The following is a 19505-nucleotide window of genomic DNA, read 5'->3' as shown; positions in this document are numbered from 1 at the left end:
GGTCCTCACGCCACGCTTACCCGAAACTGCCTGTCGGACATGGAGAAATGGGACGCTCCGCAAACGGGCGTCTGCGTGACCATTACCTGCCAGGGGCGAGATAGAGGTATGATAACGCCTCGCTACGGGCAGCGAAGCGACTACCGATCGAACCTATTCACGATCACCGTTGCTGGTGATGCCATGCGGGCCTTTCGACCACTTTTCCCAATAGGGAATGCGCCGTTGCAGGAAATCCCTGCGAGCAGGGTCAATCAATGGACTATTAGCAACAGCTTTCAGCCGCTCTTTAAGTGGTTCCCAATAGTGGAACATTCCCGGCCCCATCCAGTAGGTCGGAGGAATGTGTCTCACATGATATCCGGTTTTTTTATGACGTAAGCTAAGAAGCTCTTCCGCCTTTGGTTCATAGGCTATGGAGTCGAAGCTCATTCGATGTTCGTCAGGACCCGGTAATAGCTCGGCCATCATGGCGGATCGGTTTGGGTCGTTAGCATATTCCTCACTGCGTCCATAAATTAGAACGTATTGAGGCTCGAACGTTAGGTTGCGGAACCGGTCTAGCCTATAGGACCTGATAAAGGCGTCTTGATTGTTGGGGACTCTAATCCATTGACGCCACTGTGCTATCTGGTGACGCGCATGAGTGAAATCTGCTGTAAGCTCGTCTTTTCCTTTAAAGACCTTTTTGCCGGGACGCTCAATTTCGATGAAGACGGGATTTAACGACGTACTATTCTTCGAGATCCACAAAAAGTCGGGAACTCTATGTTGATATCCGTAAAGCGTCGGTTGAGAGATTAGACCGCCGGGAAATGGAGAGTGCCCCGACGGCAGACCGCCAACACCAAAGGCACCGGGTACCATTACAGGGTTCTCTTCAAAGAACCTCTGAACCAGAGGTTCGCTCGGATCGGAGGCAAGTAGGCGCTGCCATTGCTTCTCGACAACACTTCTGTAGTCAGACGCAGTCATTGGCGGCGGTCCTTTCGCCAGCGAATAGCTTTTTGCGAACATGTTGCTCATGGTTGAGGAACTCGGACCTTACCTGTCGGGGTGGTCGGCGCACGGAACGATCCAGAGATAGAGCGCGCTCCGGCAAGGACGCGCTTTAACGACAACAAGTAGTGCCTATCGGCTCTCGCCGGCCTGCGGGTGCAGCGCTTGTTAGCCACCGGCGACCAGTTGAGCTTTCCCTGTCCGTACAATGTCGCCATGGATGGAGACGATCTCTCTAGCGAGATTATGGAATTCCTTCACTACACGATCAAACCTTTCCGGCTGTTCGTACTCCCATTCTGGAGGGACCGAATGCCGCTCGGGATTATTGGTAGCAAAGGTTTCAGTCGCTAGAAGCGTGGTGTAGGCATCAACCTTCTCCCACAACGCTTTGCGCAGAGCCTCTAGCTCGGGCGAGATAAATTCGCGCTCTGGAGCGTTCCATTCATAGAGAAACTCCCACATGGGCTCGAACTTCGCTTGAGGGAATGAAAAGCCAGCCATATTGTTCTGGTCTATGAACCCTATGACTCCTTTTGAGCTTAGTAGGACCGTAAGACTGTCATAAAGAGCTCTGTCGTGGGCTCGCGCTTCATCCACCTTTCCTCGGAATTGGGGATAATGCGCGAAAAATGCCTCGTCGTCCTTTGCCAGGTCTTGGCATATATCATCCCAGAACAGAACATTGACACTAAACTTTTTGGCAGACCGCCTTTCCTTTGAAAGGCTCCTTACCTCTTTCTGAATAGAGGCGTCACGTTTGGCCGTAGTAGCTATATAGAGCTTGTCCAGAGCAGGTTCGAACTTCTCAGCTTGGCCAATCTCATTTTTAATGGTCTTTAGGGTAAGACCTTCAACAGTGTTTTTGCACTGTACTCCAATATGACGATCATCGTCATCATGCCCGTAGATGTCGACGCCGTCCTGCTTTTGCCCTGCGCGACCGTGCCGCTCAAAGTCGGCGCTGTCCCAACGCAGCTTCGCAGCCGCTAGCGCGATGTCTTCGAACTCATCCCAAGATTTTGGCGGCGGGACGACGGAGGAGGCGATGGTGGGCATTCAGGATGTGTGCCTACTGGTAAGCCAGATGCCAACTCCTTAGTGAATGAGGACATTGCCTCTTGGAGCACCAGGCAGGATGCGGCAGCCTCCGTCATGGGAAAGCAAGCGATGCTAACAACTCTGATTATCGGCGGTCTATCCAAGGAGGATTACGCGCCCATGCTGGCCCGAGCGATCGAGATCGCGGCGAGCAACGGAGGCGAGATAATCCGTACGGCGCTGTTGAAGCCTTGGGATGTCGCCTTCCGCACGTTGGAGGTTACCATCGATCATCCCGCCGCAAAGGAAGCTAGGGTGCGCGAGGCGTTCGTTAGAGCGTTTCCAACCGGGCTTTCGTCAGCCTCAAAAGGCAGCTCACCTGATGCCGAGGAAGGCTCCAATTCCCACTAGCAAGCTGCCCAGCGGCGCGATTGAGGTCATCAACCGGAATGCCCTCGTCAGTCTGGCGCTTACCAAGGGCTATATCGCGTTCCTGCCAGTGTACGATGCCGGCGTCGATCTCATCCTCTATAACGAGGCGAGCAACGACGTAGTGAAGGTCCAGCTTAAAAGCCGTTGGACAATCGACACAAAATACGTTGGCCGCAACATCGCGATCGCATTTCCTGATCGGGGATGCTGGTACCTGGTACCTCACGATGATCTCGTGAGCATGGCTGAAGCCTATGGCTTCACCGCGCGGGATTCATGGATCAGGCCCGGAGGTAGCTATAGCTACGCCCCCCTGAGCCGACGCATGATACAGGACTTACAACGGTTCCGGTTTGAAGGCTTGGAGCAGCTCGTGAAGCAGGCTGCTGCCAGCGGCCCTGATAAGAGCGATGACCCATAGGGGGCACACCCTTGTTCCTGCCTGGTCCAACGGCTTGGCATGTTGCCCTGTTTGTTCAAGCCTCAGTGCTCTACAAGCGTATCGCCGGGACGCGGAGGGAAGGGGCGATGTTGGCCCCAGGCTTCTTATGCCCATCGATTTGCGGATGCGCTAAGCAAGCGGAAGAATAATGGCTAAATATCTGACACTTTCGGCTATTCTGTGGTCGGTTGAGCAGCTTCGCGACAGTTGCAACAAGCTTTTCGTCGATTTCCTCATTTTAAAGCATGAAGGCTTGACGCCCGATCACCCCGTTACGATCCGTACGATGTCAACAGAGCTTGCTGCTCAGCGGTTGATGGGGATTTCTGCCGCGAACGGTGCTCCGGTAGATAGCGACCACGCGTACTTCAATCCGTTCGCACCGAAGGCCTCGTGGCGGCATGTGGGTTATCCACGTTCTGGCACTTACTCCACGCTAGATCGAAGCAAGACGTTCTCCCGCGTCCTCCGGATAGATAATTCTGGCGTCGGAATGAATGTAGCGACAGCCGACAACTACATTGATGCAGCAATTCAGGACCTTCGTCGTTCAGCGAAGCGCCCAATCGACATACCACTAGTTGCCCTGGCGATCTGGACACAAAGGCACGAGCAGTTCGAGGATAACGATGATCTCGGCACTATAATTGACCGCTTTCGCAGCGAGTATCATGTCACTGACGCCGAAGCCTCAGCCTTCTTCAGCCACGATGTAGAGGCGCCAGAGCCGGTGTTTGGTGATGAGCCTATTCGATCCGACGCTCTCATAGACGCCCTGTTCGCGATCGCCCCGCGAGAGGCGCCTACGGGTAGCAGCGCAACGGTTGAGGCGGAAACGCTTGCCGAGGATCTACCGGAGGATTTGGTCGAATTCCTGCGTGGCGGGCTTCTGTTGCCTCATTCACTGTTGCGGCAGCTCGTTACGCTGCTTCGGGCCGGAAAGCACATCATCCTTACTGGCCCTCCTGGAACGGGCAAGTCCACCCTCGCTGACAGGCTCGCTATCGCCAGTGAGCGGTATTCCAAAGATTTTGCCTTTCCTGGCTCGTCCGGCCGCCTCCTGACAACGGCAACCGCCGATTGGAGTACATTCGACACGCTTGGTGGCTATACACCTTCAGCCAAAGGGCCTGGTCTCGTTTTTGAGGAAGGTCTGTTCCTGCAAGCAATTAGAGAGAATAAGTGGCTGATTATCGACGAACTAAATAGAGCTGATGTCGATAAAGCGTTTGGTCAGCTCTTCACTGTTCTTTCTGGCCACGATGTAATCACAAGCTTTAAGGTCTCCGGAAACAATGTAGCGATTGAGCTTGATCGCAACCGTGCCGATAGCTCATATGATACCGCTACAGGTAAGTACCGCCTTGGTCGGGACTGGCGCATCATCGCGACGATGAACACGTTCGATCGCAGCCTCCTATTTCAGCTTTCCGCCGCCTTCGTCCGTCGCTTCGCCGTCGTGAACGTCGGCATCCCGAGCCAGGAGGAGCTGGTCGCATGGTTTCATGGCCGTGAGCTTGCTCCGGACGAGCACGATTTGCTTTCCGGGCTGGTCGCGCTCCTTCATCCGCTTCGGCCGCTCGGCCCCGCCATCTGGGGCGATCTGATCGACTATATGGAAGTGAGAAGCCAGCACTCGTTCGGCGATGACCCCTCCGAAGCCGCTTCCTTCACTGAAGCTGTCATATCCTATGTTCTGCCGCAGCTTGATGGCCTGGATCGGGAGTCGCTAGGCCTCGTCGAGAACGGTCTGCTCGCTCTGCTCCCTACAGAAGCGGATAAGGAGCGTATTGGTCAGGCATTCCGGGACGCGTTCTAAATGTGGACTGAGGAGGAATACGAGGAGGTTTTAAGTGGCGTCTCTCAGCTTGGTTGGCTCGTCTTAAAACGCTTCTCCACCTCCTACCGTCCGTCGGAGGTACTGGCAGCTTTCTCGTCACTGTCGGACCAAGAGTTTAATCTGCTCCGGCGATTACACTTCGGGTTGAGCGATGCCGTCGACACCTTCTTAAAGGTCCACGTGCCCGCCTTCCTCCGCAATATACCTTCGACAACCGAGCACACCTTAGAAGAGCGTCGCGGCTCGCCTCGGGGGCGGGTGGATTGGACACGCACCTTTGCTCGCCGCGCCCAGCTCGGCGACGATCCTACCCGCTTCGTGACGCGACCGACCGAACGCACCGCCGATAGCGGAGCTGGCCGGCTCGTTGGCCTAATGCTGGCCAGGATCGTCGCCAATGCGACGTGGCTAACTCAGCGGTCCATTCCTGAGTTGGCCCGAGAGCAACTGGAAGTGAGCGGTGCTACCGCGTCTCGCCATTTGGCCGTACTGCGCAGCCGCGGCGTCCGCGTTCCGAACTCGATGAGCCTTCGGGAGATCGGCCCGCTGCGTCGTGCACGCAGACCCGACGTAAGCGCTGCCGTCCTCCTGTTCGATCTACATGTCGGCCTGATTGAACAGGCGAACGAAAACCTCCTTCGGGCGCTACTGCGTGAGAGGCAGATGGTCCCTGAGAATTGTGATGACCTGTTTGAGGTTTGGGCTCTTCTGACCTTGGTGGAGCGGCATCTGAACGAGGGGTGGCAGATCACCGACGCTCAGTTAATCGGAGCCGAGACCGGACCACGCCGCCCCCGTTTTACTTTGACGAGGATGGAAGACACGGTTTCGATCTACTACCAGATTGTTCCGACTGCCATGGCTAAGTCGAGCGTCTACAAGGAAATATTCAGCGAATATGATCTGACTGCGTCTGTTCGCAGGCCTGATATTACTGCTTCGCTGAGCGGCACCGACACCAATCAGACCATAATTATCGAGGTCAAGAGGACAAGCGATAAGGGATATATTACAGACAGTGTTTACAAGACTCTGGGATACTTATCCGATTTCAAGAGCACTGTTGGCCCTGATGCGCCGCAAGCACTCTTATTGGTTTGGAAGGGGATTGAACCTGTGGCCGCCCGCTCGCCCACAAGTCCAATCCACATTCTAACAGCTCAGGAATACAGCAGCATGTCCCTGCCCTACTGATCGACCGCGATCCGCTTCGTCTTCTTGGTTCCCGTCTTCAGGGTCTCCAGCTTCGTATTAGCGAGCTTCACGTACTCCGGAGAGACATCGAAGCCGATAAACCGTCGGCCAAGTTTAAGAGCCGCAAGACCACTGGTTCCCGACCCGGCGAAGGGGTCAAGCACTAGGCCATCTTTATCTGTCGATAGAGAGATGCATCGGCCTGGCAGTGCCAACGGGAACTGTGCGCCGTGCCCCTTACCGCCAGTGGCTGTTGGGAGGTGCCATACATCGGTGACCTGATCCTGTTCGAACAGAGCATTCCGCCCCCCCAAAGACGCTGGGGTTTGCCGGTAGGCCCCTTTATCGAAATACGGGGTACGGCTCTTTGTTAGATGCAGGACGTGCTCAAGCGATCGTGTCACGCGGGAGGTTGTCGGCTCAGGTAATGAGCCGTCCTTCTTCCATGTAATCATTGACCGAACGAAGTACCCAATCCGACTTGCTCGCTCGGCAATGCGCTGTGGAATTAGGCTTTGCTCACCGTCATACAGATAAGCGTGCCCAGCACTGTACCGACGACAGTTTTGCTCAGTCCACTTACGAGAGTCTAAGCCCTTCATGGCCCGAAGGGTCTCGGCAGCATTACCTCGGATTTGCGTCCTGGTGTTGAACGTATCTCCTAGGTTCCACCAGACCGAGCCATGGGGTGCCACCTTCTTCCTGAGCATCAACAATATTTCCACCGAGTGGCGGATAAACCCCTCTGGCGTCTGTTCATGCCCAAACGGGCAAATCTCACCGTCTGACCATTCTACATTTTTAGGCGTACCGTAGATTCTGACTGCCCAGTACGGAGTTGACGTAACGACACAGTCAACACTGTCGTCAGCTAAGGACGCTATAAGCTTGTGGGCATCTCCGCACGTTACTTGATCTAGTGGTGGCTTCTGCGGAGAGAGAGCCTTAACCTCAGCTCGTGAGGCAAGCTTCTCAAAATATCCTACAATTCGGCTGCGAGGAACAAAGGTCTCGCTTGCGTCGTCAAGCATCACGAGCCGTTCGATATCTGAAAACGACAAAAGCCCTTTTGAGCCCAGCACCCTCTTAATAAAAACGGGTTGCAACCCGACGACGGGAGCAACGTCCTCTATCTTAAAAATCGACGCGCTGCTTGACGATGCACCGTTCCATCCAAGAGCGGAACTCTTTGGGTGGATGTCAGACCATCCCTCAACCTGTGTGCGTGGTTTCTTAGTCATGCTTAGCCGTTCCGATTTCGTGAACCACGGCACTCCGCCCGCCAGGAATGTGCCGGTAGAGCGTTGAGGGTTGAACACCGAGCTGCTGAGCGACCTCGCCAACGGTGATGGTGGGGTCCGCCAACATAGCTCTGGCGCGTTTGATCTCGGCTGGTCCTATGGCGGGCTTTCGGCCGCCGCGGCGGCCCATGGCCTTGGCTTGGGCTAGTCCGGCGTGGGTACGCTCAAGGCCTAGCTCGCGTTCGAACTCAGCTACTGCTGCAAAGACATGGAAGGTTAGGCGACCACCAGGTGTGGTGGTGTCGATAGCTTGGGTGAGCACCTTCAACCCTATGTCGCGCCGTTGCAGCTCCGCCGCCGTCTCGACAAGCTGCCTGACAGAGCGGGCTAGGCGGTCGAGCTTCCATACCATCAGGGTGTCGCCGGCACGGAGGTAATCGAGTGCGGCTTTCAACTCGGGGCGATCGCGTTGGGCTCCCGACGCCTTCTCCATATACACCCGATCGCATCCGGCTCCTCGCAGCGCATCAAGCTGGAGGGCAGGGGACTGATCTCGGGTGGAGACACGGGCATAACCAACTACCACCCGCACCCTCCTGAAACTCGTTGCGACAGCTCCAATTTCGGGAGAAGCTTACGCGAGAGCCTTTCGAGAGACAAGAAAAAAGAACGAAACGAGTACATATGGTTCGTGCCTAGCGATCTCCCACTGACCACCGTTTCTCGGAACGTCACACAGCGACCGACAAGGGCATTTGCATCTGCAAGGACGCTTGAACCAGCCTTCATACATACATATGTACATCGTTGCTGAGGAGATGCCAATGGCTTATATCGACCCACGGATGGTGACTTCCCCCAAGGGACGCGTCGATAGGCTCGACGTGATTTATGACGGCGGCGAAGGCGATTACGCAGTCGCTGCCATGTTGTGGGACGGAGAGCCGGCCACAGGAGTCCGCTGGAACGGCGGTGACAAGGGCGAGAAGTTCCAGGGTTTGGGCAACCCGCAAAGCCGGGGGATACCCACTTGGTTTATCTTGCCCGATCCGATTGCCGAGCTTGTTCGGGCCAACCCTGCGGCGCTCGTTCCTAACGATCCTGCTGCTCGCTAGGATCAGTCGGTGAATGACGTTCAGACCGGTAAGCCGAAACTTACCCCTCTTGATTTGGGGCCATTACCAGTGGCGCAGATCAACGGCCTTCTAGGTTTAAACCTTCCCGCGGCGGATACGCATTTTTCAGTTAAGGCACAGCAACATGCTCGTGACCGACATCCAAGCGCGTTTGAACTCTGCCGGCGATATGTTGGTCAGATCGTCTCTAAACCGGATTATATCGGACGGGCTCCAGATCAGGCCGATGGCTTTGAACTGATCGGTGAGATTCCTGGTGAAGGAGCCATCATTCTCGTAGCGATCAAACTGCGGGTCGATCACATGGGTCGCTACATTGTCGCCAGCACCTATCCAATCGACAGGAACAAGCTGGAGCGGCGATTGCGGAAGGGCTTCATCACTCCCGCATAAAACTAGAAAGCCCCGCATATGCGGGGCTTTCAGAAGCTAACGGCGGGGCGCCAAATTCCCGCATCTCTTCGGCTTTCGCCTACTATGCCACTTGCGTGGCGTGTGAGGAGGCCGTTCTCACCTCGATAGCCCTTAGGTGTCCTTTAGCTAGGGATATGTTAAAAGACCGTCAACGGCTCCTGTACATACATACGTATCAAATAATCTCTGCCTGGATCAGGCACATCTGCCGCCTCATGGCGAGACTTTGATCGTGCAACGTACTGCCTCATGCCCCTTGGTAGCCCGTCTCTGACATGCCTCCAGAGCTAGACGATTGGCAGTAACGATCCGGTCGCCCGCCGCGATGTTGGCGAAGGCGTCGGCCGCCGCAGTCCGCATCATGCGCTGCCCCCCCTCCCACATCGGCATGGCGAGCGAGCGTGCCGCCATCCTCTCCGGCCATTGCCAGCTCGCCGGCACGGCGCGCGCGACGATGCCGGCGAACACCGCCCACAGGATCATGCCGACAACTGCCCCACCGATCGCGGCCCATGCCAACCATTGGTTCTGCTCGTCGCCGCGCCGCGCCGAGGCGGTGACGCCCTGCAGGGCGCGTGTCGCGTCGCGCAGCTCGCCGGCGGCGGTTTTCACCGCCTGCCGGTCCTCGGCTACGGCGCCAGCGATCCGGTTGGCGACCTGGCGGGCGACTGCCTCCTCCTCGATCGCCTTACGCATAAATTCGGCGCGCTGGAGGGTGGCGTTCGCCAGCTTGGTGATCTGGCCCAGCGTCTCGCTATAGTCGGGTGGTTCGGGCCGATCGTCCCGCGCCGCAATCCCCTCGATCGCGCGGCGCAACAACGCCAGCTCGCCGCGCACGCCCTCGAACGCTTCGGCCGCGGCATCCCGTTCGTGATTGCCTTCGTCCATCCCGCCTCCTGTCGGTTGCCGAAAGCACGAACGGCTAGCGGCTCAATCCCCTGTCACGTTCGCGCCCCGGCCCGATCGAACGCGCCAGCGCATCGCCTATCGACCGCTCGCGCTCGATCCTAATCTCCAACTCGGGCGCGCGACGATGCAGCGCGGATTCGAGCTGCGGATCGCGGGCGAGCCCGCCCGCCGCCTGCGCCATGCGCCCGCGCAAGCGTTCGGCGCCGTTGTGGTCGCCGGCCCGCTCCAGCCCAGCGCGTTGGCGCTGCATCGCCTGCCACCCCGCCACGAACCGATCGGCGCGCGCATCCGGATCGAGGCGCACCCGTTGCTCCTCCGCCATCGCCCGCGCCGCGCCACCCGTGTTGCCGCCCGATACCTGCTCGATCAGCGACGGATCGCGCCGGAACGCCGCGGCGAGGTCGCGCGCCGCCTCCGGCCTGGTCGCGTCCAGCGCCGCCCCGGCCTTGCGCAGCGCATCCTCCTGGTAGGGCAGCACCGGCAGGTCCTTGGCCGTCTGCCGGGCGATGTCGCCGGCGGCACGAGCATAGTGCCGGATCGCCCTAGCCTGGCCGGAACGGTCGGTGCCAATCTCTGCCCCATTCCGCTCTACATCCGTTGCCTTCTCGGCCGCAGGCTTCGGCTTGAACCCCGCGAACATGCCCCGCGCCTTGTCACGCACCTTCTCGACCACCTGGCGCGCGAGTTCCGGGAACCGGATCTCGCGCCGATCGGCGAAGGTGCGGGCATGATCCTGCTCGCTGCGGTCGGACGCATAGTCGCCGGCCATGTCCTTGCCGCGGTCGCGCGACAGCACGCGGGCGAGCTTGCCCTGGTCGGCGAAGTCGTCGCGGCCGTAGTGGAGCTGCACACCGTCGCGGTGCCGTGACAACCCGACATAGCCGCTGTGCCGGTCCATCCCCGGCGTAGCGAGAAGGTGGGCGCGATCGACCGTCACGCCCTGCGACTTGTGGAAGGTCGCCGCATAGCCGTGATCGACCGCGGCATAGTCCTTGGCCGCGAACGTCACCTCGCGCCCGCCATCGAGCCGAACCGTCATGCCCTCGGGCGAAACCTTCTCGATCGTCCCCAGCGTGCCGTTCTTCACCCCCAGCGACCGCTCGTTCCGCAGGAACATCAGGCGGTCGCCCGCCGCGAAATCACGGGCACCCCGGTCGGCCGCGAACGCCACGTCCTCGCCCAGCTCGCCGTTGGCACGAAGCCGGTCCCGCGCCTCCCCGTTCAGCTCGCGGACCTCGGCATTGGTATGGGCAAGGATGATGCGAGACTGGTCGGGTTCGGCCCGGCGCTGGCGATCCCACCCGTCCACCAGCTCAGCCCGCGCCTGCTCGCGCGTGTCGGCCGCGTGGACCATGCCGTGCGCGGCATAGGCGTCCAGCGCCTCGCCCGTGCGGCCGGTCGCCAGCGCCCGCGTCGCCCCCTTCTGCCAGTCCTCCCGCTGCCGGCGAACCTCGGTGATCTCGGCCGCGCCGTGCCGCTCGGCGAGCGACCGGAACGCCGCGCCCGCCTCGATCGCCTGCAACTGCTCGGGGTCGCCCACCAGCACCACCTTGGCGCCGGCGTCACGCGCATGGGACAGCACCCGCTCCATCTGGCGGGTGCCGATCATGCCGGCCTCATCGACCACCAGCACGTCGTTGCGGGTAAGCTGGTCGCGCCCCTGCCCCCACGCATGTTCCAGGCTTGCGATAGTGCGCGAGCTGATGCCGGAGCCGCCCTCCAGGTTCTCGGCCGCGATTCCGGACAGCGCCGCACCGCGCACCTGGTAGCCCTCGCGCTCCCACGCCTCGCGCGCGACGCCGAGCATCGCCGACTTGCCGGTGCCGGCATAGCCGATGACCGACGCCAAGCCTTGCCCACCGGTGATGTGGTCGAAAGCGTCACGCTGCTCGTCGGACAGCATGAGCCCCCGCCCCTCGGCCGCCTCCAGCGCACCCGCCCGCTGCCGCTCGGAAACGCCATGATCGCCGCGCCGCGCCAGCTCGTCGCCGGCCTTCTCCAGCCGCGCCTCGGTCGCGATCATGTCGCGGGAGGTGAACCGCTCCTGGTCACGTCCGTCCCTGCCAAGCGCCACCAGCTCGGGGCTGGCGCGCACCGCGGCCATCACCTGGTCGAACTGCTCCTTGCCGTCCGAATGCCGGAACGCGAACGCGGCCAGGTCGCGGGTGGTGAAGGTCGATTGCTGTCGCGTGATCCCGTCCAGCGCGATGCCCGGATCGGCGATGATCCTCTCACCGTTCTCGCGTGCGATCCGGATATGGTCATCGGCGCGCCGGTGCGGTTCGTCCTCCTCCAGCCGGCGCGTCCCCATCGGCCCGATCTTGTGCTGCGGCTCCAGCTCGATGCCGCGGTCGGCGTGGCTGCGATGATCGATCCGCGCCTCGATCCCCAGCTCGGCCATGCGCTCGTTGGCGTGCGCCGCCCACGCCTCGCGCCAGCCCTTCAACAGCTCCGTACCGTTCCAGTCGCGAACCTTCTTGCCGAACCCGTCCGGCCCCACCTCGCGCATCGACAGCATGACATGCGCGTGCGGCTTGGGACTGCCGTCTTCCGCCTTGTCCCAATGCACGTTGAGGTCTGCGACCATCCCTCGCTTCACGAACTGCTCTTCCACGAAGTCGCGGGCGAGCTGCACCCCCTGCTTCTGGTTCATCTCCCGCGGGATCGAAAACTCCACCTCGCGGGCGAGCTGCGCGTCGGACCGCTTCTCGCCAACCTCCACCTCGTTCCAGAGCACGGTGCGGTCGTTTAAACGCTCCGGCGCGCCTTCCGGCAACATCACCTCGGAGTGGATCACGCCGGCCTTGTTCGAGAAGTCGTGATGGCGGTTGTGCTGCTCGTCGAACAGACGCGAGGCAGAGCGATAGGCAGCCGATGCAACGGCGCTGGAGCCCTTCGCCCTGCTGATGACCTTCGCACTGAAATGGTAGATCGCCATCGCGACCACTATCATGCACTTATGAGCGCACGTCGGCAACGATGTATAAGCGCGCACTCACAATCCGCTTCGCTCCTCCTGATTGACTTGGTGCACGTGTCGATCTGGCTTGCCCTCCCCGGTTGGTTTGCTAGGCTGCTGCGGGTTGGACGCGGAAGATGGAGGCACCATGCGCAAGGTGCGGGACTATGACGCGGAACTGAAGGCGCTGGAGGAGCGCGCGCGCGGGCTGAAGGCGCGGCGCGTCGAACAGCTTGGGGCACTCGTCACCTCCACCGGCGCCGATGCGCTTGACCTCGAAACGCTCGCCGGCGTGCTGCTCGATGCGGTCGCCTCCAAGGATAGTGACGCGAAGGAGGCGTGGCGCGCGAAGGGCGCCGCCTTCTTTCAGCGGCGCGGGCGCAAAGGTTCGCGAAAGGCTGGTGGCGACAGTGACGACGGAACGCCGCAACCGGGCGCTGATCAAGCGCTTGGAAGCGAGCCGGCGTCGGACTGATACGCGAGGCTGGGTTGTGCAACGTCGCGAGCGAACCCGCCACCTGATCGAGCTGGGCGGCCTCGTCCAGAAAGCCGGCCTGGTCGACCTCGCCGACGACGATCGCGCAACCATCTACGGCGCGCTGCTGGAGCTAGTCGGGCGCGCCCGCAATGGCGATGGCGGCGACACGCTCGCGCTCTGGAAGCGACGCGGCAAGCGGGCGTTCGACGCGGAAGCGGACGATAAGGAAGCTGCCGCTGGCGCGCCCGATGCTGACGAAGTCGGCGCTGCCAATTTCGCAACGAGCGGCGTGCTATGACCGCCCTACCGATACCGGAGAAGATATGACCGACGACACCGATGCCGTGACCCTGGCGACCGAACTCACCATCGCCTGGCTGAGCAATCCCAACACCCGCACCACCGACGACGACGTGCCGGCGTTTCTGACCTCGATGCACACCGCCGTATCCGGGCTGGGCAGAGCGGCTGCGGAGCCCGCGGCGGAAGAAGCCCCTCAGGAGCACGTGCCGGCCGTCTCGGTGCGCAAGTCGCTGGCGTCGAAGGATCACATCGTCTCGATGATCGACGGCAAGCCCTACAAGACGCTGCGCCGTCATCTCTCCACCAATGGCCTGACCCCGGACCAGTACCGCCAGCGCTATGGCCTCAAGCCCGACTACCCGATGGTCGCCGAGAACTATTCGGAGAGCCGTCGCGCCATGGCGAAGAAGATCGGGCTCGGCCGCAAGGCGGGGCAGAAAGTGGAGAAGGCCGTCGAGAGCGTGGCAAAGACGACGCGCAGGGGCGGCAAGGCCGCGCTCGCGGCCGCCCGTGAGGCGCTGGGTTCGGAAAGCTGAGTGACGGGCCGGGCGGACCGGCTGACGAGTGCAAGGGAGATGACGGCATGACCATGCTCGACCTCGATGGCCTCTGGCAGCACATCCGCTCGGCCGACTATCCACGCGGCACGCCCGACCAGGTCGCGCTGTGGCGCGAGGACCTGGACGAGTCCCGCGCCAACCTCGCGATCGAGGGGCTCGACCTCGACGCGGAGGATGAGGCGCTGTTCGCCATGATGCTGGAGGAGGGTCTGTCTCCGACCGCGATGGTGGAGGTGATCCGTGGCCTCTACCGAAAGCCGGACGGGGCCTGCTGATGCCGGCGCGGATCGGGCCGCTCTGGGCACTGCTGATCGGCTTCGTGGTGCTGATGGCGAGCAACGCCTGGCTGAAAGGAATCTTCGGCTACGGCGAGATCGCGACCGACGTGCCGTTCCTGCTGACCGGCCTGGTCCTGTTCGCGATCTGGAAGTTCAACCGCCGCGGCGGCAACCGCGGCAACACGCTGATGGGCTCGGCCCGCTTCGGCGGTCGGGCGGAGGCGCGCAAGCTGGAGAAGGCCGGCGACCTCATCATCGGCCGCTCGCGCAAGTCGGGTAAGCTGCTGCGCTACGACGGGCCGGCGCACCTGCTGACGATGGCGCCGACGCGGAGCGGCAAGGGCGTCGGCACGATCATCCCCAACCTGCTTCTGATCGACCGCTCGGTGATCTGCATCGACCCCAAGGGCGAGAACGCCCGCGTGACGGCCCGTACAAGGGCCAGGAAGGGCGATGTGTGGTGCCTGGACCCGTTCGGCGTCTCCGGGCGCCCTGCGGCCCGCTACAACCCGCTGGCGTGGCTCGATGCCCATAACCCTGATCTCGCGGAAGATGCGCAGACGATCGCCGACGCGCTGGTCCACGATGCACCGGGGCAATCGGGCGAGGCGCACTGGAACGAGGAAGCCAAGGCGCTGATCGCCGGCATCATCCTGCACACCGTCATCCACGAACCCCCTGCCCTCGCCACGCTGGCGACCGTGCGCGACAAGCTCACCCGCGATCCTGGCGGCTTCGCCGCGCTGCTGGCGGACATGCAGGCCAGCACCGGCGCCCACGGCCTGATCGCGCGCGCCGCCAACCGCCAACCGCCAGCTCGGCAAGTCGAGCCGGGAGGCCGCGGGCGTGCTGTCGTCCGCCCAGCGCCACACCCACTTCATGGACAGTCCGCGCCTGGTGGAAAGTACCTCCGGGTCTGACTTCCGCTTCGCGGACCTCAAGGAACGGCCCGGCACCGTGTTCCTGTGCCTGCCGCCCGACCGGCTAGATACCTATGCGCGCTGGTTGCGGCTGCTGGTGGCGCAGGCTGTCACCGACATGGCGCGCTCCCCTGCCCGCCCCGAAAAGCCAGTCCTGTTCCTGCTCGATGAGTTCGCCGCCCTCGGCCGCCTGGAGCCGGTGGAGCGCGCGATGGGGTTGATGGCGGGCTACGGGATGCAGCTCTGGCCGATCCTCCAGGACATGCACCAGCTGAAAGCCATTTACGGCGAGCGGGCCGGCACCTTCATGTCCAACGCCGGCGTGGTCCAGACCTTTGGGGTCAACGATCATGCCACCGCCGACATGCTCTCGCGCACGATCGGCGACACCACGATCGAATACACCACCTTCGGGTCGTCGCGTCCGGTGAGCTGGACCGAACCCGGCGCCGGCTCGACCAGCTCCAGCGGTCATGTCGCGGCGCGCCGGTTGGCGACGCCTGACGAAATCATGCGGATGGACGCGGACATCCTCCTGCTGCTGCGCCAGGGGCAAGACCCGCTCGTCGTCGGCAAAATCCGCTACTATGCCGAGCGCGAGTTCGCCGGTCTCTACGATCCGGCGTGATCGTACACACTGCAAAAACTGGACGGTGAGCTTCGGGGTATCCTCTCCCCGCCCTCTCGACCCGCGTAACGGCGACAGGCACACACCGCCAGATCGGCTTGGCTTCTTCGGAAGCCTGCGGCTGTTAAGCCGCTCTTGTGGCGGCGATAGCCGGCACGCAATGAAAGCGCATTGGCCCGAAGGGGCAATTCCGTTTGTCCTTTTCCGTCGTTTGGTCTTGTGCAGCGGAGTTAAGTGATTCTGTTAAATAGGAATCGTTAAGAAGGTTAAGCGGGTCGGAAAGCGGAATCTTCGCTTTGTTATCAGTGTTGTGCGAGAGTGGCCGGTGGGTGATACCCCGTGATTCGGTGGGTGATACCCCGATAGTGCGGTGGGTGATCCCCCGAAGCAATGGTGGGTGATACCCCGAGGCCGACGATCCCGGAAAGTGGCTCCCCATGCCGGTTATCCACAGTCCACCGGTGCCATCGGTCCCGATCCCGACGCGATGGAAGCTGTCGATCGACTCCGCCTGGTGGGCGAAACCCCGATAGCCCGGCCCTTGGTGGGTGATACCCCGATAGTCAGCGCCGACCGGCGAGCTGGTCCATGCGGGCGTCCACCTCCTCGGTGCGCCGACGATCGGCGTCGAAGCGGGCACGCCGCTCCTCCTCCGCCCGCATCCGTTCGGCGAGCGCCAGCGCCTCGACCTCACCGCGCCGTCTGAACTGTACGGCCGGACTTCTGTCGGCCGTCTCCGCCATCTGCATCGCGTAGTCGGGGAGCTGGTCGGCCTCGATCACGCGCCGGAGCATCCGATTAAACTCCTTGGGCTGGGCGTCGCTGCCGGTCTTGTCGCGCAACACCTCGACCCGGCACAGCCATCCGCCCTGCTGCGATCCGACATGCTTCCGGGCGATGCGGTACAGCGCCCGCTCAAGTCCCCCGGACAGGAGGAAGTAATCGGGGTGCATGGTAAGCAGCGACTTTTCGTTGACGATCCCCTCGTACACCCAGTCCGAAAGGGTCAGCGTCATGCCGCGGGGCTGTTCGGTGTCGGCGTCAGTGTCGAACGTCCAGCTATCCAGCCAGTTGAAGCCTGCCTTCTGTCGGCGCTTCGTCGCCCGGATTGAGGTCGTGATCGATGTGGTCTGGAGCCGGAGCAGCGCGGATTGCAGCTCCTGATAATCCCGCCCCCCGGTACTGCGCTTGATCGCCCGCAACAGGTCGTAAGGCGTCGTCGTGAGCGTGCGCGGCAGATCGTTCAAGCCTTGCTGCTTCATGCGGTTGAGGGTCGATGCCGCCCAGATCAGGATATCGGCATCCCATATCGTCGCCATCCCGTAATCGGGGATCGCCTGGACGCGCACCCACGCCTCGCCGTCCGGGCTTTTATACTCGATCGGCTTCAACCGCTTGCGCTTCTGGAGCGAGAAGAACGGCCGCTCCATGACCTCGCGCTGGTCGCGGAGCGGCAGGTCGCCCAGCGCCGGGATGAACAGGTCGAACTCGGGGTTGGGATCGCGCCGCTTGCTCATGGCGCGAACCTGGTGTGCCCCCGCTTGACCAGATACTGGCGGAGCAAGCGTTCGGTGATGACGGTGAGCGGTTCCCCACCCTCCTCGACGCTGAGCTGGCGCAACGCGCGGTGCATGTCTTCGGGGATATGGATCAGCACCGGCTTCTTGCCGGGATGGCTGCTGCGCCGGGCCGGCGTTGACGGTGCCGGCGTCTGCTTATCGCGCCGCGATCGGCGCGACGATGCCACCTGCTGCGGTACGGCGGCCGGCTCAACGACTGGTGGCGGTGCCGGCTCTTCGGGTTGGTCGTCGAAGATACCGGCCAGCGCGGAAGGCTTCCTCGCCATCATGCCACCTCGCTTACTTGCTTAGCCGTATAACCGCTTAGTCGCTTAGCCTCTTCGTAGGCGCTGCGCAATTCGGCTGCCGCCTTGCTGTCCGGCTCCGTCTCGGCTGCGGTCCTGCCAAGCGGGGTCGCCTTGTAATAGTCCTTGCGGAAGTGGAGGCGGCTGTCGAACAGCGTCACGCCCTTTGCCGCGAAACCGGCATGGGCTTCCTGCCCCTCCCCGCCCTGGTGCGGCACTTGGGTCAGGATGACCGCGAACGGCGTGCCCGCCTGCTGGACCTGCTTCACGGTTTGCAACACCGAATGAACGTCCAGCCCGCGCGGCGCGACGGGGATGATGACGAAATCCGCCTGCTCGGCCGCGAGCATGGCAATGTCCTTCGAGTTCGCCGGCGTGTCGATGATGATGAGGTCGATCTTGCCGCTGCCCCGCCCGCGCGAGACGTGAAGCGGCAGGCCGGCGACGCTGCTGTCCTTCACCATCACGTCGTCCATGTCGCGGCGCTCCGACCAATAGAGCGCCGACCCCTGCCGATCGTCGGCATCGAGGATCACGACCGACGCCCCCTCACGCGCCGCCTCGACGGCGAAGCCGGTGGAAAGGGTCGTCTTGGATTGACCGCCCTTCTGCGCGATCACGGCCCATACCTGCATCACTGCTACTCCCACTAAGCGGCTAAGCGACTTATGCCGCTTAGCCGCTTAGTCGTAAAGGTGATTAGTCGCTTAGCTGTTGTCGTTCGGCTCGCTGTCTTCGTCGCCGTTGAACGGATCGTGACGCATCGGTCCATGATCCTCGACCGGGCAGAGCGGCGCACCGACCAACTCCAGCCATTTGCGCGCGGTCCGCACCGTATAGCCGCACGCCTCGCACTCGCATTTGAGCAAGCGCGCCGCCTGCTTCTTCGGCTGCGTCGTCTCGCCGCCGGTATCGAGCCGGGCATGAGGCAGGGAGCCGGCTGCGGCCAGGATCGGCGCGATGGTAGCGAGGAAGACATCGCCGGGCGTGGTGGCGCGCATCGGCCCGACCAGCCCAAGCCCGATCGCGACCCGTTTAAACGCTTTCCCATGTCCGGCCGCAATCCCGACCGCAGCGTGGACCAGCTCGTGCGCGAGGATGGCGGCGATCTGCGCCGGCATCGCGTCGGCCGCGTGCGCCAAGTCCGGCCGGATGAATATCTCGAAATGCCCGTCGCCGCTGCATCGGTTGTCCCAGCATTCGCCAATCGCCTTGCCCTTGGCACCGCGACTGGTGAAACCGATCGCAACGCGCACACGGGAGGGCAGGGGGGCGCCCAGCGTCTCGAACAGCGGGGTCATGCCGACCGCCACCCGGTTCAGCCAGCTCTCACGATTGTCCTGTTCCATGATCCTCTCTCTTCAAATCGCCCTTGGGCGATGGCCTCGGCCATCGGCCCTGCCTCGTGGCGAACAGCGGGGGGTGAGGGGGCAGCGGGAATCTGCCGGGGTGGTGCGGGCGCAGCGCAGCGAGCCACGGCCCGGCTGATTGCCGTTGCTGGGAGAGGGGGGCGGTGCCCCACTTTCCCTCTCATCGAACGACGTCGCCGGCTCGGCCGGCGTCCTCTAGGCGGGGGTCCCCCGCCTGCGCGAGCGATCGTCACCCGTCAGGGGCGAGCCGCCGATCGGCGGCTCGATCGGAGCGCAGCGGAGATAGAGCGCGGTCCCAACGGGATGCGCCAGCAACCATCCTATGCGATTAAGCTGCTAAGCGAATAAGCTACTAAGCCGCGCATCTTTCTCGATTGGGATGGTTCAGAGAGACAGCCGGGAAATGTGGCCGATCGCGGCCGTAGCGGTGGACCGGCTTTCCCAAAATGTGTTCCCGAATGAGTTTTCCCGAAACTGTAAGCGTGGCCTGAGGGCCG

The 19505-nt window shown here is 62.0% G+C and carries 22 protein-coding genes; 12 read left to right on the top strand and 10 right to left on the bottom strand.

The genetic code is table 11. The features are described 5' to 3' along the window. Window positions 1-153: 153 nt before the first annotated feature. Window positions 154-1026 (bottom strand): Shedu anti-phage system protein SduA domain-containing protein, encoded by an 873-nt coding sequence (locus XM50_RS19375; RefSeq protein ID WP_082102628.1) that lies wholly within the window; start codon window positions 1024-1026, stop codon window positions 154-156. 141 nt (window positions 1027-1167) lie between these two features. After that, complete coding sequence (locus tag XM50_RS01525; protein WP_046406811.1) at window positions 1168-2058, bottom strand: hypothetical protein; 891 nt, start codon at window positions 2056-2058, stop codon at window positions 1168-1170. A gap of 96 nt (window positions 2059-2154) precedes the next feature. On the opposite strand from XM50_RS01525, the gene XM50_RS20345 reads away from it, so the two are divergent. From XM50_RS20345 to XM50_RS01505, 4 genes are all read left to right on the top strand, one after another. Continuing rightward, window positions 2155-2451 (top strand): hypothetical protein, encoded by a 297-nt coding sequence (locus XM50_RS20345; protein WP_197075287.1) that lies wholly within the window; start codon window positions 2155-2157, stop codon window positions 2449-2451. Then, window positions 2423-2893, top strand: coding sequence for a hypothetical protein (locus XM50_RS19050; protein ID WP_052742360.1), 471 nt, complete (start codon window positions 2423-2425; stop codon window positions 2891-2893). Before XM50_RS20345 ends, XM50_RS19050 begins: the two co-directional genes overlap by 29 nt. Window positions 2894-3062: 169 nt before the next feature. Beyond that, a complete protein-coding gene (locus tag XM50_RS01510) occupies window positions 3063-4733 on the top strand; it encodes an AAA family ATPase (protein WP_046406807.1) in 1671 nt (556 codons plus the stop codon). After that, window positions 4734-5948, top strand: coding sequence for a hypothetical protein (locus XM50_RS01505; protein ID WP_046406806.1), 1215 nt, complete (start codon window positions 4734-4736; stop codon window positions 5946-5948). Here XM50_RS01505 and XM50_RS01500 read toward each other — a convergent pair. Together XM50_RS01500 and XM50_RS01495 are read right to left on the bottom strand one after the other, a co-directional pair. After that, the gene (locus XM50_RS01500; protein ID WP_082102627.1) at window positions 5942-7189 is read right to left on the bottom strand and encodes a DNA-methyltransferase; all 1248 of its coding nucleotides are present in this window, start codon (window positions 7187-7189) and stop codon (window positions 5942-5944) included. The two genes, XM50_RS01505 and XM50_RS01500, sit on opposite strands and share 7 nt — an antisense overlap. Beyond that, window positions 7182-7775: a recombinase family protein gene (locus tag XM50_RS01495; protein ID WP_046406804.1), complete on the bottom strand. Its 594-nt coding sequence runs from the start codon at window positions 7773-7775 to the stop codon at window positions 7182-7184. Before XM50_RS01495 ends, XM50_RS01500 begins: the two co-directional genes overlap by 8 nt. Before the next feature lie 238 nt (window positions 7776-8013). Between XM50_RS01495 and XM50_RS01490 the strand changes: the two genes are divergently transcribed. Together XM50_RS01490 and XM50_RS19900 are read left to right on the top strand one after the other, a co-directional pair. Next, window positions 8014-8304, top strand: a complete 291-nt coding sequence (locus XM50_RS01490; protein ID WP_156167086.1) for a hypothetical protein — start codon at window positions 8014-8016, stop codon at window positions 8302-8304. Window positions 8305-8313: 9 nt separating this feature from the next. Continuing rightward, window positions 8314-8718, top strand: a complete 405-nt coding sequence (locus XM50_RS19900; RefSeq protein WP_156167084.1) for a PBECR3 domain-containing polyvalent protein — start codon at window positions 8314-8316, stop codon at window positions 8716-8718. 234 nt (window positions 8719-8952) lie between these two features. Here the strand turns inward: XM50_RS19900 and XM50_RS01480 are convergent, their stop codons facing one another. Both XM50_RS01480 and traA read right to left on the bottom strand, forming a co-directional pair. Further along, on the bottom strand, window positions 8953-9627 hold the full coding sequence (locus XM50_RS01480) for a DUF6118 family protein (RefSeq protein WP_197075285.1): 675 nt from the start codon (window positions 9625-9627) through the stop codon (window positions 8953-8955). A gap of 34 nt (window positions 9628-9661) precedes the next feature. Continuing rightward, the gene (traA, locus tag XM50_RS01475; RefSeq protein WP_046406812.1) at window positions 9662-12586 is read right to left on the bottom strand and encodes a Ti-type conjugative transfer relaxase TraA; all 2925 of its coding nucleotides are present in this window, start codon (window positions 12584-12586) and stop codon (window positions 9662-9664) included. Window positions 12587-12755: 169 nt separating this feature from the next. Between traA and XM50_RS01470 the strand changes: the two genes are divergently transcribed. From XM50_RS01470 to XM50_RS21095, 6 genes are read left to right on the top strand one after another with little or no spacing between them, the layout of a single operon-like run. Further along, window positions 12756-13082, top strand: coding sequence for a conjugal transfer protein TraD (locus XM50_RS01470; protein ID WP_046406800.1), 327 nt, complete (start codon window positions 12756-12758; stop codon window positions 13080-13082). 16 nt (window positions 13083-13098) lie between these two features. Next, a complete protein-coding gene (locus XM50_RS01465; protein WP_046406798.1) occupies window positions 13099-13383 on the top strand; it encodes a conjugal transfer protein TraD in 285 nt (94 codons plus the stop codon). A gap of 25 nt (window positions 13384-13408) precedes the next feature. Then, window positions 13409-13924, top strand: a complete 516-nt coding sequence (locus XM50_RS01460) for a MucR family transcriptional regulator (RefSeq protein WP_046406796.1) — start codon at window positions 13409-13411, stop codon at window positions 13922-13924. 47 nt (window positions 13925-13971) lie between these two features. After that, window positions 13972-14223 carry a hypothetical protein gene (locus XM50_RS01455; RefSeq protein WP_046406794.1) on the top strand — a complete coding sequence of 84 codons (252 nt, stop codon included), beginning with the start codon at window positions 13972-13974 and terminating at the stop codon, window positions 14221-14223. Beyond that, a complete protein-coding gene (locus XM50_RS21100; RefSeq protein WP_443024628.1) occupies window positions 14223-15146 on the top strand; it encodes a type IV secretory system conjugative DNA transfer family protein in 924 nt (307 codons plus the stop codon). Before XM50_RS01455 ends, XM50_RS21100 begins: the two co-directional genes overlap by 1 nt. Beyond that, window positions 15073-15774 (top strand): type IV secretory system conjugative DNA transfer family protein, encoded by a 702-nt coding sequence (locus XM50_RS21095; RefSeq protein ID WP_443024627.1) that lies wholly within the window; start codon window positions 15073-15075, stop codon window positions 15772-15774. Before XM50_RS21100 ends, XM50_RS21095 begins: the two co-directional genes overlap by 74 nt. 563 nt (window positions 15775-16337) lie before the next feature. On the opposite strand, the gene XM50_RS01445 is transcribed toward XM50_RS21095, so the two are convergent. From XM50_RS01445 to XM50_RS01430, 4 genes are all read right to left on the bottom strand, one after another. Continuing rightward, the gene (locus XM50_RS01445; protein ID WP_046406792.1) at window positions 16338-17291 is read right to left on the bottom strand and encodes a replication initiator protein A; all 954 of its coding nucleotides are present in this window, start codon (window positions 17289-17291) and stop codon (window positions 16338-16340) included. Further along, window positions 17288-17623, bottom strand: a complete 336-nt coding sequence (locus XM50_RS01440; protein ID WP_231621815.1) for a hypothetical protein — start codon at window positions 17621-17623, stop codon at window positions 17288-17290. Before XM50_RS01440 ends, XM50_RS01445 begins: the two co-directional genes overlap by 4 nt. Then, a complete protein-coding gene (locus XM50_RS01435) occupies window positions 17620-18273 on the bottom strand; it encodes a ParA family protein (protein WP_046406789.1) in 654 nt (217 codons plus the stop codon). The genes XM50_RS01440 and XM50_RS01435 overlap by 4 nt, the downstream gene beginning before the upstream one ends. 72 nt (window positions 18274-18345) lie before the next feature. Then, window positions 18346-18987, bottom strand: a complete 642-nt coding sequence (locus XM50_RS01430; protein WP_046406787.1) for a SprT-like domain-containing protein — start codon at window positions 18985-18987, stop codon at window positions 18346-18348. Window positions 18988-19505 lie beyond the last annotated feature (518 nt).

Origin of the sequence: Sphingomonas sp. Ag1 (assembly GCF_000980895.1) — a bacterium.
Lineage (GTDB): Bacteria > Pseudomonadota > Alphaproteobacteria > Sphingomonadales > Sphingomonadaceae > Sphingomonas > Sphingomonas panaciterrae.
The sequence above is the reverse complement of the archived record's forward strand: the minus strand, read 5'-3'. Positions and strand labels throughout refer to the sequence as shown.

Coding starts and splice junctions, on each gene's coding strand:
- XM50_RS19375 (WP_082102628.1), bottom strand. CDS start 1,026: ATGAGCAACATGTTCGCAAAAAGCTATTCGCTGGCGAAAGGACCGCCG.
- XM50_RS01525 (WP_046406811.1), bottom strand. CDS start 2,058: ATGCCCACCATCGCCTCCTCCGTCGTCCCGCCGCCAAAATCTTGGGAT.
- XM50_RS20345 (WP_197075287.1), top strand. CDS start 2,155: ATGGGAAAGCAAGCGATGCTAACAACTCTGATTATCGGCGGTCTATCC.
- XM50_RS19050 (WP_052742360.1), top strand. CDS start 2,423: ATGCCGAGGAAGGCTCCAATTCCCACTAGCAAGCTGCCCAGCGGCGCG.
- XM50_RS01510 (WP_046406807.1), top strand. CDS start 3,063: ATGGCTAAATATCTGACACTTTCGGCTATTCTGTGGTCGGTTGAGCAG.
- XM50_RS01505 (WP_046406806.1), top strand. CDS start 4,734: ATGTGGACTGAGGAGGAATACGAGGAGGTTTTAAGTGGCGTCTCTCAG.
- XM50_RS01500 (WP_082102627.1), bottom strand. CDS start 7,189: ATGACTAAGAAACCACGCACACAGGTTGAGGGATGGTCTGACATCCAC.
- XM50_RS01490 (WP_156167086.1), top strand. CDS start 8,014: ATGGCTTATATCGACCCACGGATGGTGACTTCCCCCAAGGGACGCGTC.
- XM50_RS01480 (WP_197075285.1), bottom strand. CDS start 9,627: ATGGACGAAGGCAATCACGAACGGGATGCCGCGGCCGAAGCGTTCGAG.
- traA (WP_046406812.1), bottom strand. CDS start 12,586: ATGGCGATCTACCATTTCAGTGCGAAGGTCATCAGCAGGGCGAAGGGC.
- XM50_RS01470 (WP_046406800.1), top strand. CDS start 12,756: ATGCGCAAGGTGCGGGACTATGACGCGGAACTGAAGGCGCTGGAGGAG.
- XM50_RS01460 (WP_046406796.1), top strand. CDS start 13,409: ATGACCGACGACACCGATGCCGTGACCCTGGCGACCGAACTCACCATC.
- XM50_RS01455 (WP_046406794.1), top strand. CDS start 13,972: ATGACCATGCTCGACCTCGATGGCCTCTGGCAGCACATCCGCTCGGCC.
- XM50_RS21100 (WP_443024628.1), top strand. CDS start 14,223: ATGCCGGCGCGGATCGGGCCGCTCTGGGCACTGCTGATCGGCTTCGTG.
- XM50_RS01445 (WP_046406792.1), bottom strand. CDS start 17,291: ATGAGCAAGCGGCGCGATCCCAACCCCGAGTTCGACCTGTTCATCCCG.
- XM50_RS01440 (WP_231621815.1), bottom strand. CDS start 17,623: ATGATGGCGAGGAAGCCTTCCGCGCTGGCCGGTATCTTCGACGACCAA.
- XM50_RS01435 (WP_046406789.1), bottom strand. CDS start 18,273: ATGCAGGTATGGGCCGTGATCGCGCAGAAGGGCGGTCAATCCAAGACG.
- XM50_RS01430 (WP_046406787.1), bottom strand. CDS start 18,987: ATGGAACAGGACAATCGTGAGAGCTGGCTGAACCGGGTGGCGGTCGGC.